Origin of the sequence: Paenibacillus sp. Leaf72 (assembly GCF_001422685.1) — a bacterium.
Taxonomy (GTDB): domain Bacteria; phylum Bacillota; class Bacilli; order Paenibacillales; family Paenibacillaceae; genus Pristimantibacillus.
The window spans coordinates 275,923-292,113 of the sequence record NZ_LMLV01000032.1 but is presented as its reverse complement, the minus strand read 5'-3'; the positions used below and the strand labels follow the sequence as shown (position 1 = coordinate 292,113).

Here is a 16,191-nt window from a genome sequence, read left to right as displayed (position 1 = left end):
CTTGCTTCCAACCTAATAGTCCCGGTTCGTACTGGGCCATAAGACTATTATAATATAAATAGGCCTGCTTTTATTTTGTTATCCCCCTCTAAAAACGGCGAATTCGTGATCAATCATCTGATTAAATGCTCTGTTCGGACAGCCCCCGAAAGTACTCGATAACAACCTCGCGGAATTCCAGTGCAGCCCGGGAAAGGTACCGAGTCCTGTGCCGCAATAAAGCGATCTCCCGAACCAATTCGTATTTTTCTACTTGGACATAGTTGATAGCTTCCCGTGAATTCCTTGCCGTGCTTGGTATGAAGGCGATGCCAATCTCGGCTTCCACCAGTGCGCTTAGCCTTGCAGGTTCATTGCCCTCATACACATAGTGAGGGGCAAATCCAACCGATTGGCAAACAGAGTCCACCAAATCGCGGGTCCCATAGCCTTTTTTCACACCGACGAACGATTCATTTCTTAGCTCTGTTAAGGATATGCTGCTTCGGTCTGCCAGCCGATGCCCCACTGGAACCGCTACGAGGATGGGATCCATGAACACGATTTCACATTCAATGTCATCTCCATTTATAGGAGGGGACGACAAGCAAAAATCGACCTCTCCTCTATGCAGAAGCGTTACCATTTCCTGCGTAGTCAGCATTTGCACATGGAATTGGAGATTGGGCCGCTTTTTTCGGAACTCGCGAAGGATATGGGGCAGCGTACTTGCGGCGGTCACCGCCAATTTCAAGGCGCCATGCTCCGGGCTGGATAAATCGCTAAGCTCCTGCCTCCCTTGTTCCAATTCAAATAAAGCCCTTTCTGCACGCTGAAGGAAGCGGTTTCCGTACTCATTGAGCCGCAGCTTCCTTCCAACTCGATCGAATAAAGGGACCCCTAGATTTTCCTCTAAGCGTTGAATCGTTTTGCTTAATGACGATTGCGTAACGTGCAAGCTTTGGGCTGCTTCGGTCATATGTTCCAATCGAGCCACTGTGATAAAATATTGCAATTGAAGAAGTTCCATTTCCGCCCTCCATTCATTCACTCATTCCTTCAAGTGAATGAAATCATAACATAAAATGCGTTGGAATGAATAAGCGATTTCAAGTACGATGAGAATATACACGTTGGGGGTGACCAAAAATGAATGTTCGCAACAGATGGTTATTGATTTCCGTTGGACTGGGTGTGCTTTTGAACCCATTAAATTCCTCAATGATTGCTGTTGCTATTGCAAGGCTGCAGGATGTGTACCGCCTTGCATTTACAGATGTTTCATGGATTATTTTTGTATTCTACATTGCGAGTGCTGTCGCTCAGCCTGTGATGGGAAAAGCCAGCGATTTATTCGGTCGCAAGAAAATATTTCTTACGGGGCTTGTTGTAGCCTTCGTTGCTTCTTTATTAGCTCCACTATCGCAAAGCTTTGGGCTGCTCATCGTGTTTCGCATTGTACAAGCAATCGGAACAAGCATGATGGTTGCGGTTGGCATGGCCATTGTACGGATTCATATTACGGAGAAACAAGCGACTGCGCTGTCCGTTATGTCCATATTCCTTTCAGGAGCGGCGGCAATCGGCCCCTTTATTGGCGGAGTTTTGATTCACTGGTGGGATTGGCATGCGATTTTCTTCGTCAATATTCCGTTCGTAGTAGCAAGCTTTCTATTAGCTTGGAGGACGATTCCAAATGACCAGCCGCCAACAACCGTTACTCGGGACATGTCCTTCCGTAAATGGTTTGCTTTGATGGATGCGCCAGGGATAGTGCTCTTCACAGCAGGTCTGGTTGCGCTGCTCGTTGGCTTGCTGTCAGCAAAATCAGTAGGGCACGTCTCCGCTTGGAATGTCATTGCCTTGCTTGCAGGACTTGCGCTGCTGGTCGCTTTCGTACGACACGAGCTAAAGGCAGCATCCCCTTTTATTCCTTTGCGCGCATTCGCCAAATATCCTGCGATGACTTGGGTCAACGTCCAATTTATGCTCGTTAACCTGCTTTTTTACTCGATCTTTTTCGGGCTTCCATCCTACTTGCAAATGGTACGTCATATCAATGAATTCCATACAGGCATCCTCATGCTAAGCTTGGGTTTATGCTCGCTCGTTGTTTCTCCAATAGCAGGACGATGGATCGATAAATCAGGTCCTCGCCCCGCCTTGCTAGTATCTGCAATACTGATGGCACTGGGGTCCATTTGGATCATGACCTTGGATGCTTCTTCACCAGTTATTAGTGTGTGTTTCGCTTTAGCCGCATTCGGTGTTAGCAACGGGTTGAATAATGTCGGCATGCAAGCCGCTTTGTTCCAAAGCTCTCCTAGAGAAATCATTGGTGTAGCTTCCGGGTTGTTTAATACATCAAGATATTTGGGGACCATTCTCTCATCCTTACTGATAAGCATCGTAATGGGAGGTGCGTTCAACGCTGGGGGATTTCGAGTGCTTGGCATTATCCTTACGGTAATTGCAATTTCCTTGGTATTCATGAATCGGCGGCGCTTGGAGTCAGGGCAGCTGGCAAGTCCGTAAAGCAGGCTGCACATAAAAAGGGCGGTACAGCGCTCGTGTAAGCAGCTGTACCGCCTTTCTCTTTCCTAACTCGCCTTGCACTATTCGACTGCTTCCCATAAGACAGACTGCCTTACGGCTTGGCAGCGTACCATGCGGAAAATTGCTTCTGGTATTCCGCCTTGTATTTGTCAAAGCCTGCGGCCTTTAGCTTATCCAATGCTTTCGGGAAATACGTATCGTAGTCCAGGAAGCCGCTGGCTATTGGCGACAACAGCTCCGAGAATACGCCATTGATTTTGGTTTCCTCGTTTTTGACTGGCGTATTATCGAAGTTGAAGCCTGCACCCTTCGAAATAATCGCATCATCGTCCCATGCTTTATACTGGGCAATAAAGTCTTCTGGAACCGTATTGTCGAAACGCATAAAGTTTTTATTCATCAGCAGCCAATCCGGTATAAGCGAATCGGTAGTGGTACGTGTCAGTCTGCCGCTCTCATCAAGCGTGTAGTCCTTATCCTTGATGCCATACGCGAACAAATCGTACAGCTCCTGATTTTTCTGAAGCAAATTGAAGAACATCACATAACGCTCGGGATCAGCAGCATTAGCCGATACAAACCATGCGGTGCTATACGTGCCACGGCTAATCTTTGGCTGATCCTTGTTCAAAAAATAGTTGGCAAGCTTCGCTGTCGGAACAGCCTGCGTTATCGAAGCCGCGCCTTCAAACGGACGCGCTGCCGTTCCAGCCCAGAACATCGCCTTGCCGGAGTTCCAATCGGATTGCAATTGAGGCAGGTTAGTCGCAGCATATTTAGGAATAATGCCCTTCTGGTACCAGCCCTTCATTATCGCGGCATACGCTTTGAACTCCTCGCTTTCAAACCAGCTGATCACTTTGTCATCCTTGGCTGATTCATCAATAGCGAGCATATCATTTTGCCAGAACAAATTTTTGTCCGTATATTCGTACATCAGCAATCTGCGGGCGTCCGTGCTTGCAAAGCCAATCAGCTCAGGATGCTTCGCATGGACTTTGTCATAAAATTGCTCCAGCTCCGCCAACGATGAAAGGCTGGTCATTCCAACCTCCTCCAGCAAATCCTGGCGCGCCAGCACGCTGTAGAACTCCCCCGAGTTTGGCTTATTGCCTACCGGAACCGCATACTGCTTGCCGTCAAGCTGGAAGGCCGTAAAGGAATTGTCATCAATCGATTTCTTCAGATCGCCAGCCGCTTTTTCCATAAATGGCGTCAGATCGGTATAAAGTCCTTTTGCTACGGACTTGACCATATAATTCGTATCCGTATAAGTTGCAAAATCCTCGCCGGTTGACAGCATCAAATCAGTTTTCCCGCCGCCGTATTCTGTCCAGGGCAGAAACTGAAATTCAATGTCGGCGTTGATTTCTTTTTTGATCAGATCCTTAAATTCTGCTTTGGAAAGCTCCTTCATGCGGTTCGACTCGTCGCCGTAAAGGACGATTTTGAGCTTGGCCGGCTTAAGCCCGCTGCCAGCGCTTTCATTATTTGTGCCATTAGCAGGCGATGCAGATTCATTCCCGTTATTGCTTCCCGTGCCGCAGGCAGTGACAAGCAGCAGCGCTGCCAAGAGCAGAGCTGACCATACGCGTTTCTTTACCATGTGTGAACCCTCCTGTATTGTTTTTATGTTTGTATATTGTTCAATGGCAACATGGACGCTGATCTAATATAAAGGAATTCGTCCATCATACCATGTACAACCGCAAAAAGCCGTATCAGCCCTTGACGGAACCGACGATGATTCCCCTTACGAAATAACGCTGGAGGAACGGATACAAAATCGCGATCGGCAGCACGGTCAGACAGGTCATCGCCATCTTGGCCGTCTCCAGAGGAGGGGCAACGATAGCGCCGCCAATTTGCGCGCTGTTTCCAGAAGCCAAATATTGAATGTTAGCCATCATGTTGTACATCATGTATTGGATCGTATACAGCCTCTCCTCCGAAACAAGCAGCAGCGGCAAGTAGAAATCATTCCAGAACTGCAGCGCATAAAATAGGGAGATCGTCACAAGACCAACCTGTCCAAGCGGCAGCATAATACGGAAAAAGATATGAATATGGCCCGCACCGTCGATTTGAGCGGATTCGATAATTTCATGCGGAATGCTTTTGAAATAATTGGCCTGCAAATACATAAGAAACACGTTGAGCAAGTAAGGAACGAACAAACCAGCAAGCGTATTGTCCAGATGATAATATTTCGTAGCTAAAATATACCAAGGCAGCGTGCCGCCACTGAACAGCATCGTAAAATAAGCCATAAAGGCGAAAAAGTTGCGGTAGCGGAAGCCCTTCACCGATATAACGTAGGCGTAGGCTGTCGTAACGAGCACGGCGGACGCTGTGCCGAGCACCGTAACGACTGCGGACGTCAAATACGCTTGCAAAATTTGCTCCGCCTTCGAGCCAAACATAAAGGCATACGTGTCTAGGCTGAAGCCCCGAGGCAGGAAGGAATAACCTTCCGCTGCGAGCCTCGACTCTGTCGAGAATGAGCCGGAGACGGCCATTACGAACGGAATGAGGCAAATAAGGGCGAATAGGCTGATGCAGGCATAAAAAAAGATAATGAGCGTTTTGTTTTCTTGATTAGCCATATCACATGTCTCCTAAAATAGTTTGCTTTCCTTGTCGTACCATCCAGCCAGCTTGTTTGCGATCAGCACGAGCAGAAACCCGAAGACGGACTGATACAGCGTAATAGCTGAAGCGAAGCCGAATTCGCCGGAGCGGATGGCTGTACGGTATACATACACGTCGATAATGTCGGTAGTCGGAAGCAGCAGCGGATTCAGGAAGGTGACGCCCATAATCATGCTGAGATCGCCCTTGAGCATCCCCCCGATTCCAAGCAAAGTAAGCAGGATGATCGACGGAATTAGCAGAGGCAGCGTAATGCGCGTAATCAGCTGTATGCGCGAGGCGCCATCTATTCGCGCGGCCTCATAATAAGAAGGATCGATGCCTTGCAGCACCGCATAATAAATGATGGCGCCATAGCCCGCGCTTTTCCAAATATTCGCAAGCACGAGCACAACTACGAACAGCCACGGATTGGAGTACCAGTCAACAGGCTGCATACCTACTGCCTCGAGCAGGCGGTTCATGACCCCCTTGTCAAAGTCGAGGAAGGAAAACAATATCGCCCCAATGACGATCCAGGAAATAAAATAAGGAAAAAACATGACGCTTTGCGTAATTTTGATAAAAAGCTTGCCTCTCAGCTCATTCAGCACGATCGCGATGGCTACTGAGAAAAACGTACCCGTAAGCATGTACAATACGTTCAGCATGACGGTATTGCGCGTGGCGCGGATCGCATTGTCCATGCTTGAGAAGAAAAATTCAAAGTTTGCGAAGCCTGCCCAAGGACTGCCGAATATGCCGCCGTTGAAATTGTAGTTTTTGAATACGAGTATGAGCCCGCTCATGGGCAGATAGGCGAATAGTACAAGTACAATAACGCCAGGCAGCGCAAGCAGAAACAGCGAGCTGTCATTGCGCAGCGACTTGAACCGTCGCCTTCCGCCTGCTGCTTTGCTAAGCTGAATAGCTTCGTCTGACATGATGTTTCACTCCCTCTGGTTTTAGTTTCGGTCTGTGGGTCCACTATAGCCCCGCTCAAAATGAAAGCGCAATCACAAATAAATGAAAACGCTTAAACAGTGCGAAATGGGCAGGCTTAAAAAAAGTGAAATCCCTTAAAAAATAAAAAAAAGCCCTAGAAATGGGGCTTTGCAGGGTAGATAGCGAAGCTAAAATAGAAAATGCGGTCCTTCCTCGATTGAGGAAGGACCGCATTATATGCCCCCTTTTTCCGTTTGCTCGCCCCGCCATAATCTTTAATTTTCCTTCTGCAAAATATAATTCAGGCGCCATTTGGATGGCGTTACGCCATAGCGTTTTTTGAACAGCGTTGTAAAATAGGTGCTGCTGTTATAGCCTGATTTTTCAGCAATTTCACGGATGTCGAGTTCAAGCTCGGCAATGAGGAGGCTGCGAGCATGCTCCAATCTAACCAGATTGACAAAATCGGGAAAGCTGCTGCCCGTCGCTTCTGTAATCAGGCGGCTCAAGTAAGGCGGACTAATCGTCAGCTTCTCTGCAAGACCGTTCAAGGAAAGCGTCTGGTCACCGAAATGGCTGCGGATATACGCGATGGCTTCACTAGCCAAATTGCGGGTTTGTACTGTATTTACTTCATTCAGCTTCCCATATGCCTCAACACACAGCTGCTCCAGCCATGCTCGCAGCTCCGTGTAGCTTCGCATACGCCAGATGCGCTGATAATGATCCAGGAAATCCGTATGCCGCGGCATGCTTTCGGCAAGGCCGGTTTCCGCTATTTTCTGAAGATCTGAAGCTAGTCTGGACAACGCAACCGTCGCCTGCTCTACTTTGTAGCTGCATGCGACTGCAAGCAAACGCTCGACCGCTTTTGGCAGCAGCTCGCGCTCCTGGCTTCTGACCGCTTGAAGCACAAATTCAAGCGTGCTGTCAGGAACGGAGCTGCTGTTCAAATGAATGATGTCATCTGCAAAACTGAGAGATAAATGCTCATGCAGCTTTATATATTGAAGGCTGTTGCTGGCTTCGTCGTACATTTGCTTCAGCTGCAAGGAATCGGCAGATAGACGGCTTATGCCAATGGAGCATGTAGCCCCATCCCACTGCCTTATGGAGCCACATAGCTGTTCCCATCGTTCGCGGAACGTTACATAATCTCCAAAGCTGCCGTTCTCCGTCTCGCTGACAATGAGAACGGCGGCTTCATGATGCGGGAAGAAGCCGCGGCAGGTGCCCGTCCCAGCAAACAGCTGCTCAGTCAGCTCTGGCAAACCGCGGATATGTTCTCTCCACCTTGTCGCAGGCAGGCTGCCATCTCCGCTGGACAAACCGATATGCAGAACGGCCACGCAAAATGTCCCATTGTCACGTGTCTGATTTATCGGCGGCAGTGCAGAAGGCACATGCTCGTCAGCCCGGTAAGGCGACGTAAGCCAGCGCAGCAGCGCGCTGTCTTCGTTTTCCTGCTTGAGCGCCTTGACTCGATGCCCAATTTTCTCAAGCTCCCGGTTCGCTTCATCAAAACCACCACCATGCGGGAAAGCAAGCCGATCGTCGGACAAATTGCGTATCGTCCCAAACAATGTACCGATTGGCTTATACATGCGATAGGACACAAAGGCAGCGATAGCTGAAGCAGCAGCGATCAGCACCAGGCAAAGCCCGACCATTAGATTGCGGGCGCTTGCAATGTCGCGGACGCTGTTTTTATAGGAGGTTTCCGAAATAAACCACAGCCCTCCATTTTGCGACTGATGATACGTAATCAGTTTTTTGTCCCCGCCGTCTGTTTTCCATACAAGCGTGCCCTCCTTGCTTTGTACAGACACAATTTGCTGCAGCAGCCTGCTATCGAACGCTTCCTCCGAAGAGTTGCTCTGCATGAGCACAATTCGGTCTGCATTTAGAACCGCATAGCGCGTATCTCCTTCATTGCTCGTATTAAATAAGTTTTCCTGCAGCTTCCTCAGGTTGATCGTCATCGCGATGGCACCATTGTATTCGCTGCTGCTGAAAGCTCGATCATTATAAAAAATGGTCATCATCGTTTCGCTTTGCCCATTATTCAGCGTCGCATTCCAGACAAACGGGGATTGCCTAATTTCGCTGTCCCGAACCCGTTCGAACAGCTCCTGCTTTGCCGCCTTGCCAAGCGGATTGTTCTCGAACATCATGACGGGAGCGCCCGGCCCCAAAATATAAGCGTTTTCAATAAAATTGTTGATTGTCAGCGTGCCGCGAATTTGGCTAAGCGCACTATAGAGCTGTTCGCTCCAACTGTTGTCTCCGCTCTGCATAACGGTATAAATGTTCGGATTATGGTAAAAGTCCATCGTGTAATTTTGCACCATGTCCATATATTTCATAAATACCGTCTCTGTATTGAGGAGGACGGTCTCGTTCGTTTTATTGACATTGTCTATCGTTTTTTCCCGGAACCAGAAAAACAGTACCGTGGACAGAACGAGCACCGAGCAAATCGAAATCAGCGCTAAGCTCATAAAAAAACGGACTTGCAGTTGCTTCTCTCCTGCCATCTCTATCGCCCCTTTATAGTTTCCACTATACACATTTCTTCAAGGAAAGTTAACTGCCTTATCAGCTGAAACTAGCACAACCATGACAAGAATATATAAAAAATATAAAATTGAGCATGAATGTTTCAAGATTATGATGTTTTTTTGATCTATACTTGTATGGGCTTACATTTTATTTACTGCTAGGAGGCAAATAGCATGCGCACATTCCAAAATCCTGTTCTACCCGGCTTTTATCCCGATCCGTCAGCGATACGCGTCGGAGAAGACTATTATTTGGTTACATCAAGCTTTGAGTTTTTCCCCGGAGTTCCGATTTTTCACAGCAAGGATCTCGTCAATTGGCGGCAAATTGGACATGTGCTTGATCGTCCTTCCCAGCTCAATTTGGATGCAATTGCTCCATCAAGGGGCATTTGGGCGCCAACGCTGCGCTATCATAACGGGACCTATTATATGATTACGACCTTTGTAGACAACGACAAGGAATGCCATAACTTCTATGTCACCGCAACCGATCCCGCCGGAAGCTGGTCGGACCCCGTATGGCTGGAGGATGCGCCGGGCATAGACCCTTCCTTGTTTTTTGATGAAGACGGCAAGGTTTATTATACCGGGAACCGCTTCCCCCCAGAAGGCCAGCTTTATCCGAAGCATATGGACATTTGGCTGCAAGAGCTGGATTTGGAGAGCGGTAAGCTGGTCGGACCGAAGACGAGCATCTGGCAAGGCGCACTGAAGGTGGCCCACGCCCAAGAAGGCCCTCACTTGTACAAAATCGGCAGCTGGTACTATTTGCTGATCGCTGAGGGAGGAACTGGCCATACCCATGCGATTACGATTGCGCGCAGCGAATCGGTAGCTGGTCCCTATGAGGGGTATAAGGGCAATCCGATTCTCACTCATCGCCATCTGGGCCGCAGCTATCCGATTGTCAATGTCGGCCATGGCGAGTTAATTGAAACCCAGCATGGAGACTGGTGGATGCTTTGTCTCGCTTCCAGGCCGTATGGCGGCTATTATCGCAATTTGGGGCGTGAAACGTTCCTTGTGCCCGTTGTTTGGGAGCGGGAATGGCCGGTCGTCAATCCAGGCAAAGGAATTTTGGAGCTGGAAGCTTTGGCTCCAAGCTTGCCGGAGACGGCATGGCCGCAGTTGCCGGCGCGTGATGACTTCGACCAGCCGGAGCTCTCGCCGATCTGGAACTTTATTCGCACCCCGCGCGGCGATTTCTGGAGTCTCACAGAAAATCCGGGCTCATTGCGCCTTAAGCTGAAGCCGGACTCCATCGCTGCTGACAGCAACCCTTCCTTCGTCGGACGCAGACAGCAGCATATGAATTTCCGTGCTCAGACCACCATGAACTTTGCACCAGAGCAAGCTGGCGATGTCGCCGGCATCGTCCTGCTGCAAAATGCCGACTTCCAGTTCCGCGCAGAATATGGCAGCTATGATGGAAGCTCAGAAATCCGCCTTACCGAGCGGAGGCAAGGGGAAGAAACCGTGCTCGCCTCCATTCCTTACAGCGGAAGCCATCTGGAATTGAAGGCCGAGGCGCATGGCCAAAGCTATAGCTTTTTCTGGCGTGAAGCCGGGTCGCCAAATTGGCTGCCGCTTGGCGAAGCAGCAGATGGTACCCTACTCAGCACCGATAAGGCCGGAGGTTTTACGGGCGCCTATATGGGGATGTATGCTGCCTGCACCCGGGCGGATCGCACGCATTATGCGGATTTCGATTGGTTCAGCTACGAACCGATTGCAGATTAGGCGGGAGGCTTGACGAATGGATACTACGGAAAAGATGCGATATCCGCTTCCGGCATTGCCGACTATTCCAGACAAAAGCTTCCTCGTAACGGAATTTGGAGCTGCGCCGGGCAGCCTGACGCTGTGTACTGCATCGTTTCAGCAGGCGATCGACGCCTGCTCCGCAGCGGGAGGCGGCCGGGTGATCATTCCACCTGGCCTATGGCGGACCGGGCCGCTGCGTCTGCATAGCCAGCTCGAGCTTCATGCGCAGCAAGGCGCACTGGTTATGTTTGAGCCAAAGGCTGAACTGTATCCGCTGTTGGCCTCGCATTTTGAGGGAGAATCGGCTGTTCGCTGCCAAGCGCCGCTCGATGGCGAGAATCTGGAAGACATCGCGATTACGGGTGAGGGCATTTTCGATGGGGGCGGACAGGGCTGGCGTCCGGTCAAACGCTTTAAGCTGACGAATGACCAATGGAATGGGCTGCTTCAATCCGGCGGGGCCGTTAATGAGGAAGGCGATATGTGGTGGCCGTCGCTTGAGGCGATGGAAGGAGAAGCACTTGCTCATGGGCTGCACCAGCGTGGCGTGACGACTTGCGAGGCGTATTTGCCTGCAAGAGCCTATCTCCGTCCCACCTTGCTTAGTCTGCGCGGCTGCTCTAGGGTAAGGCTTGATGGGCCAACATTTCAAAATTCCCCCGCTTGGTGCTTGCACCTGTATAACTGTGAGCAGGTAACAATCCGGCGGCTGAACGTTCGCAATCCTTGGCATTCCCAAAATGGAGATGGCCTTGATCTGGAATCCTGCCGCCACTCGCTCATCGAGCATTGCACCTTCGACGTTGGCGATGACGCTATATGCTTGAAGTCAGGCAAGGGCGAGGAGGCCAGAAAACGGGCACTGCCCTGCGAATTCGTAACGATCCGGCATTGCACCGTCTACCATGGCCATGGCGGCATCGTAATCGGAAGCGAAATGTCCGGCGGCGTCAAAGCCGTATATGCCTCTGACTGCCAGTTCATCAGCACGGATATTGGCTTGCGCTTCAAAAGCGTACGCGGCCGCGGCGGCGTAGTTGAAGATATTGTCATGGAAAGAATTCAAATGGCGGATATTGTGCGCGAGGCCATTTCGTTTCATTTCTTTTATGCCGGGGTGGAAGGCTCGGAGGGCTGCGATGAGCAGCTTTTTGAGGTGACAGAGGAAACGCCCGTCTTCCGCAATATTACACTGCGCGAGCTGACCTGCCATGGAGCTGCAACAGCTTTGCTCATTAACGGGCTTCCCGAGCTGCCGCTAAGCGGCTTAACGGTTGATGGGCTGGAGGCAACAGCGGTTAACGGGGTAATCGCCCGCTATGCCGATCATTTAAAGCTGGAGAAATTGAAGCTTCATACGTCAACGCTCTCCGAGGTTCAGCTGTATCAATGTAACCATTCGATCGTTGAGTAGCATTGGCGTAAAAAAGGACGGCAATAGAGGCTCGCAGGCGAAGCACCTCCCTTAAAAAGGCTGATGCGGCGGAGCTTGTCCGTTTTTTGCCTGCTTGCGGTACTCCATCGGCGTGAGGCCGGTCGCTTTTTTAAACGTCTTATTGAAATGGGATAAATGCTCGAAGCCTACAGCTAACGCGATTTCCTGAATTTTCTGGCGGGAACCGCCAAGCAGCTGCTGCGCTTCACGAACCCGGATATGAATGATGTATTCCCGAAAGCGGAAGCCGGTAAGCTTATGAAAAATTCGACTGAGATAGGAGCTGCTCAAATAAAAATGCTTCGCCGTATCCTCCAGCGTCACGGCTTCACGATAATGCTCACGCACGTAAGTCGCGATTTCAGACACTTTATGATGCAGCGAGTAACGAGAAGGATTTGACCGACTTGCCGTATTCTCGAAGCGGCCTAGCAAAATGATCAGCTCCGCCAGCAAGGATAGGCAATAGGATTCGTAAAATGGCTTTTCCTGCCGGCTTTCATCCAGCATTTTGTTAAGGAGACGTTCCGTCTCCCCCTGCTCGCGCAGCGAAAGCGGGAAGACGCGAAACCCTCGTCCATGAAGCAGCAGCTCCAGCTTTTGCAATGCTTGCGGCAAAATGACAGGGTCATAATTAATGAGGATTCGCTCAAATTCCGCTACCTCGGAGCTGGCCGTCGCATGAATTTCATGCCCGGCAATCATAATAAGCTCGCCTTTATGCACGGTAACCACCTGTCCGTCCACAAAATAGACACGCTCGCCATCCAGCAGGTAGTACAGCTCGACCGAGGCATGGCTGTGTGGACGAGGCATCGCGGTGGCGCCTTTGCGCTTCATATGCTGAATGCTCAGCTTGCCGTCTTCCATATGATATTTCGGATTGAGGCTATCGGACGCAGACGCGGTCATGGGCATTCCTCCGTATGGAAACAAGGTTCACAGTAATACCTCCCATTATAGATAAAACTTCGCTTATTTGAAAGGAGCGCTCGCTATGCTGATTACCGTATCCAAAGAAGACCATGCTGATTACAGCCGCTTGCAGGCGGCCATTGACTCTATTCCGGCGGAATGTGCCGAAGCGGTCACGATTCGCATCAGGCCGGGAATTTATGAGGAAAAGATCACGATTCCAGCCTCTGCCCCGCCTATACTGCTGCTCGGGGAAGACAGCGAGAAAACGATTATTACTTGGTCAGACAATGCCCATACGCTGGGACCGGACGGGGAGCCGCTCGGAACGTTTCGTTCAGGCACTTTAAATGTATGGGCAGAAGCATTCACAGCGGAAAATGTGACGATTCGCAACGCCTCGGGGCCCGGCACAGGCCAGGCTGTAGCCGCGTTCGTCGATGCCGATCAAGCTGTATTCCGCCGCGTCAGGCTGCTGGGCGATCAGGATACGCTATATACGGGCAAAGGCAAGCAATATTATAGCGAGTGTTACATTGAGGGCGATGTCGATTATATTTTCGGGGCAGCGACGGCTGTATTTGAAAGCTGCCACTTGCATAACAAACGCTCCCGAGGCTATATTACGGCCGCCTCGACACCCGAGGATGCCGCGTTCGGCTATGTATTCCTCGATTGCAAAATTACCGGAGCCGAAGGAGTTGTGGATGTTTATTTAGGCAGGCCATGGCGGCCCTATGCCCATGTTGCATTCATCCGCACATCGATAGACGGCTCGATCACACCTGAAGGCTGGCATAACTGGGGGCAGCCGGATCGTGAAGCTACAAGCCGCTATGAAGAGTTTGGCAGCTTTGGAGAAGGAGCAGCTGCGGGAGCGCGCGTTTCTTGGTCCAGGCAGCTTGAAGCAGACGAAGCGGCCAACTATCGCATCATTGCCATCCTTGATGGCTGGCATCCCGAAGGCTACTGATCAATAGGACGATTAAAGAGGGAGGGCAACAGCATGTCCTTAAAGCTTGAGCAATATTTGCAATCGCTTGTCCAGCAGGCAGCTGCTAATAGACAGTCCGCCCGTGCTGCTGCGAATCCCGAGCAGCGCCGGGAAACGGTTAGGGCTTCGTTTGGACAACTGCTTGGCCATTATGCTCTGAACGAGCATCAGCCTCTGGAGCCGCGCTTGTTGGAACGAACGCAATGCGAAGGCTATATACGGGAGCGTGTGGAAATCGCCACGACGGACGGGCTGCGGATGGCCATGTATGTGCTGCTGCCGGATAATCCCGCGGCGCAGCCCGCTCCGGTTGTCATTGCCTGCCACGGCCACGGATACGGCAGCCGGGAAATCGTCGGGCTTGATCCAGATGGCTCGGAACGCTCCGGCGCTTCGGGCTTGCATAAAGATTTTGCCATAGCGCTTGTAAAAGAAGGGTATGTGGTCGCAGCTCCTGAGCTGCTCGGCTTCGGCGACCGCAGGCTGGATGAGGATAAAGCTGCAGAATCGCCTGCAAAAAACTCCTGCTTCATGCTAGCTGTGCATTTGCTGCTTACGGGGCGCACACTTGCAGGCTTGCGCGTCTATGAGACTTCGAGAGTCATTGATTATTTGCAGGAAAGCGGCGATGTGGATTCCAATAACATTGCCATCATGGGCATTTCCGGCGGCGGTCTTGTTGCGGGCTTTACGGCCGCTTTGGACGACAGAATCCGCTGCGCCGTAGTCAGCGGTTATGCAAGCTTGTTTGAAGGCAGCATTTTGGCACGCAATCACTGCCTGGACAATTATATTCCGGGCGTGCTGCTGGAAGCGGAAATGCCTGAGCTGCTCGGACTCATTGCGCCGCGAGGCCTTTTTCTGGAAGCAGGGGCTGTTGACCACTTATTCCCGCAGCAGTCTGCACGGCAGGCATACGCCGAGCTGGGCAGCATATATAGCGCCGCCGGGGCGCCAGATGCTGTGCAAGCTGTCTTTTTTGATGGAGGACATGAAATTCACGGAGCAGCTGCTTACGCCTGGCTTCGAACTCAGCTGCTGGAGCAAACGACAATTGCAGGAGGGGATCGTAACGATGACGGAGCAACCACAGGTACATTTGACAGGATGGGCGGGTAAAATAGCCGAAACCATCATGAGCCAATGCGGCTCGGACGGCTTGCACCATTATCCAATGGAGCGTTGGGCCTATGTTCCCGGCATGCTGCTGATGGCGATGGCCCGTGCGGGCATTCAACTGAACGAAAAACGATATTATCATTTCATGCAGCTCCATATGGATCACTATATTGCAGCAGACGGAACGATACGCTCCTACACGCTGGAGGAATACAACCTGGATCAGATCAATCAGGGCAAAAATTTATTTTTTCAATATGAGAACACGGGTGAAAAACGCTATTCGAAAGCCGCCGATACACTGGCTGCCCAATTGATTAGTCAGCCCCGCACCTCCGAGGGCGGCTTCTGGCATAAAAAAGTGTACCCATTCCAAATGTGGCTTGATGGGCTGTATATGGCTTCCCCTTTTCTGGCGGAATATGCGAAAGTGTTTGAACGTCCGGAGCTGCTCGATGAGGTCGCGCATCAACTGCTGCTTGTCGAGCGTAAAACCCGCGACAAGCGCACGGGGCTGCTGTATCATGGCTGGGATGAATCCGGGGAGCAGGAATGGGCAGACTCGCATACCGGCCTGTCTTCGCATTTTTGGAGCCGGGCGATGGGCTGGTATGCGATGGCTTTGGTCGATTGTCTGGAGCATTTCCCGATTGATCACCCGAAACGCGGTACGCTTATCGGCATTTTTCAGCGGATGTGCCTTGCGCTTGTTGACGTGCAGGATAAAGACAGCGGCTTATGGTATCAGGTGCTTGATCAAGGAAAGCGGAAAGGCAATTATTTGGAGGCGACAGGTTCGATCATGTTCGTCTACGCGATGGCTAAAGGCTTGCGTCTACGTTATTTGGAGTCCGGCTTACGCGGTGCCATGCTGAAAGGGTACGAAGGGATTATCCGCCATTTGGTCACGGAGGATAGCCAAGGCGTCCACCTACATCAAATTTGCCATGGCGCGGGGCTCAGCAAAGATCGCAATGGCTCCTTCGAGTATTACATTTCTGAAGCGGTCGTATCTGACCATTATATGGGTATAGGCCCCTTGCTGCTTGCGTCGCTTGAAGTTGAACGTTATTTGGAATAAGCCTGCTTGGATCGGCACCCACACAGCCTTCATAGTTTGGCTCCAGCACATAGATGTACAATCCTTTATATGAAAAAAGGCCCGCATATACCTATGCGGGCTTTGTAAAAGGATTAGGTTTAATTTAGTGGTAGCCTTCGTAGTCCTCTTCTCCTGGTGCTGTAAGCGATTCCCTAATTACATAGACGAAAGCGCAGACGAGGATGCC

Annotated in this window: 12 protein-coding genes; 6 read left to right on the top strand and 6 right to left on the bottom strand. The window is 50.8% G+C overall.

All coding sequences use genetic code 11. The features are described from left to right. Positions 1-121: 121 nt before the first annotated feature. Positions 122-1,009 carry a LysR family transcriptional regulator gene (locus ASF12_RS26705; protein ID WP_056041264.1) on the bottom strand — a complete coding sequence of 296 codons (888 nt, stop codon included), beginning with the start codon at positions 1,007-1,009 and terminating at the stop codon, positions 122-124. 119 nt (positions 1,010-1,128) lie between these two features. Here ASF12_RS26705 and ASF12_RS26700 point away from each other — a divergent pair, with 119 nt between their 5' ends. Then, positions 1,129-2,514, top strand: a complete 1,386-nt coding sequence (locus tag ASF12_RS26700) for an MFS transporter (RefSeq protein ID WP_056041262.1) — start codon at positions 1,129-1,131, stop codon at positions 2,512-2,514. Between the two features lie 112 nt (positions 2,515-2,626). Here ASF12_RS26700 and ASF12_RS26695 read toward each other — a convergent pair whose 3' ends face one another. From ASF12_RS26695 to ASF12_RS26680, 4 genes are all read right to left on the bottom strand, one after another. Next, on the bottom strand, positions 2,627-4,141 hold the full coding sequence (locus ASF12_RS26695; protein WP_056041260.1) for a DUF3502 domain-containing protein: 1,515 nt from the start codon (positions 4,139-4,141) through the stop codon (positions 2,627-2,629). Between the two features lie 115 nt (positions 4,142-4,256). Next, positions 4,257-5,141: a carbohydrate ABC transporter permease gene (locus ASF12_RS26690; RefSeq protein WP_056041258.1), complete on the bottom strand. Its 885-nt coding sequence runs from the start codon at positions 5,139-5,141 to the stop codon at positions 4,257-4,259. Between the two features lie 12 nt (positions 5,142-5,153). Next, entirely contained in the window at positions 5,154-6,110 is a 957-nt protein-coding gene (locus tag ASF12_RS26685; protein WP_056041257.1) for an ABC transporter permease, read from the bottom strand. A gap of 276 nt (positions 6,111-6,386) precedes the next feature. Further along, complete coding sequence (locus ASF12_RS26680) at positions 6,387-8,648, bottom strand: AraC family transcriptional regulator (protein WP_056041255.1); 2,262 nt, start codon at positions 8,646-8,648, stop codon at positions 6,387-6,389. Between the two features lie 198 nt (positions 8,649-8,846). Between ASF12_RS26680 and ASF12_RS26675 the strand changes: the two genes are divergently transcribed. Beyond that, the gene (locus ASF12_RS26675) at positions 8,847-10,415 is read left to right on the top strand and encodes a glycoside hydrolase family 43 protein (RefSeq protein WP_056041253.1); all 1,569 of its coding nucleotides are present in this window, start codon (positions 8,847-8,849) and stop codon (positions 10,413-10,415) included. 16 nt (positions 10,416-10,431) lie between these two features. Next, complete coding sequence (locus ASF12_RS26670; protein ID WP_056041251.1) at positions 10,432-11,853, top strand: glycoside hydrolase family 28 protein; 1,422 nt, start codon at positions 10,432-10,434, stop codon at positions 11,851-11,853. A 51-nt stretch (positions 11,854-11,904) separates the two neighbouring features. Here ASF12_RS26670 and ASF12_RS26665 read toward each other — a convergent pair whose 3' ends face one another. After that, positions 11,905-12,786 carry a helix-turn-helix transcriptional regulator gene (locus ASF12_RS26665; protein ID WP_056041249.1) on the bottom strand — a complete coding sequence of 294 codons (882 nt, stop codon included), beginning with the start codon at positions 12,784-12,786 and terminating at the stop codon, positions 11,905-11,907. A gap of 85 nt (positions 12,787-12,871) precedes the next feature. Here ASF12_RS26665 and ASF12_RS26660 point away from each other — a divergent pair, with 85 nt between their 5' ends. Genes ASF12_RS26660 through ASF12_RS26650 form a run of 3 tightly spaced genes read left to right on the top strand, consistent with a single transcriptional unit; the run spans position 12,872 to position 15,983 of the window. Next, positions 12,872-13,762, top strand: coding sequence for a pectinesterase family protein (locus tag ASF12_RS26660; protein ID WP_056041247.1), 891 nt, complete (start codon positions 12,872-12,874; stop codon positions 13,760-13,762). A gap of 33 nt (positions 13,763-13,795) precedes the next feature. Beyond that, positions 13,796-14,902: a dienelactone hydrolase family protein gene (locus ASF12_RS26655; protein WP_063892664.1), complete on the top strand. Its 1,107-nt coding sequence runs from the start codon at positions 13,796-13,798 to the stop codon at positions 14,900-14,902. Next, entirely contained in the window at positions 14,859-15,983 is a 1,125-nt protein-coding gene (locus tag ASF12_RS26650) for a glycoside hydrolase family 88/105 protein (protein ID WP_056041245.1), read from the top strand. The genes ASF12_RS26655 and ASF12_RS26650 overlap by 44 nt, the downstream gene beginning before the upstream one ends. The last annotated feature ends 208 nt before the right edge of the window (positions 15,984-16,191 follow it).

Excerpts from the sequence above, each read along its gene's own strand:
- ASF12_RS26650 (WP_056041245.1), top strand. The coding sequence starts at position 14,859 with ATGACGGAGCAACCACAGGTACATTTGACAGGATGGGCGGGTAAAATA.
- ASF12_RS26675 (WP_056041253.1), top strand. The coding sequence starts at position 8,847 with ATGCGCACATTCCAAAATCCTGTTCTACCCGGCTTTTATCCCGATCCG.
- ASF12_RS26680 (WP_056041255.1), bottom strand. The coding sequence starts at position 8,648 with ATGGCAGGAGAGAAGCAACTGCAAGTCCGTTTTTTTATGAGCTTAGCG.
- ASF12_RS26690 (WP_056041258.1), bottom strand. The coding sequence starts at position 5,141 with ATGGCTAATCAAGAAAACAAAACGCTCATTATCTTTTTTTATGCCTGC.
- ASF12_RS26655 (WP_063892664.1), top strand. The coding sequence starts at position 13,796 with ATGTCCTTAAAGCTTGAGCAATATTTGCAATCGCTTGTCCAGCAGGCA.
- ASF12_RS26670 (WP_056041251.1), top strand. The coding sequence starts at position 10,432 with ATGGATACTACGGAAAAGATGCGATATCCGCTTCCGGCATTGCCGACT.
- ASF12_RS26700 (WP_056041262.1), top strand. The coding sequence starts at position 1,129 with ATGAATGTTCGCAACAGATGGTTATTGATTTCCGTTGGACTGGGTGTG.
- ASF12_RS26705 (WP_056041264.1), bottom strand. The coding sequence starts at position 1,009 with ATGGAACTTCTTCAATTGCAATATTTTATCACAGTGGCTCGATTGGAA.
- ASF12_RS26695 (WP_056041260.1), bottom strand. The coding sequence starts at position 4,141 with ATGGTAAAGAAACGCGTATGGTCAGCTCTGCTCTTGGCAGCGCTGCTG.
- ASF12_RS26685 (WP_056041257.1), bottom strand. The coding sequence starts at position 6,110 with ATGTCAGACGAAGCTATTCAGCTTAGCAAAGCAGCAGGCGGAAGGCGA.
- ASF12_RS26660 (WP_056041247.1), top strand. The coding sequence starts at position 12,872 with ATGCTGATTACCGTATCCAAAGAAGACCATGCTGATTACAGCCGCTTG.
- ASF12_RS26665 (WP_056041249.1), bottom strand. The coding sequence starts at position 12,786 with ATGACCGCGTCTGCGTCCGATAGCCTCAATCCGAAATATCATATGGAA.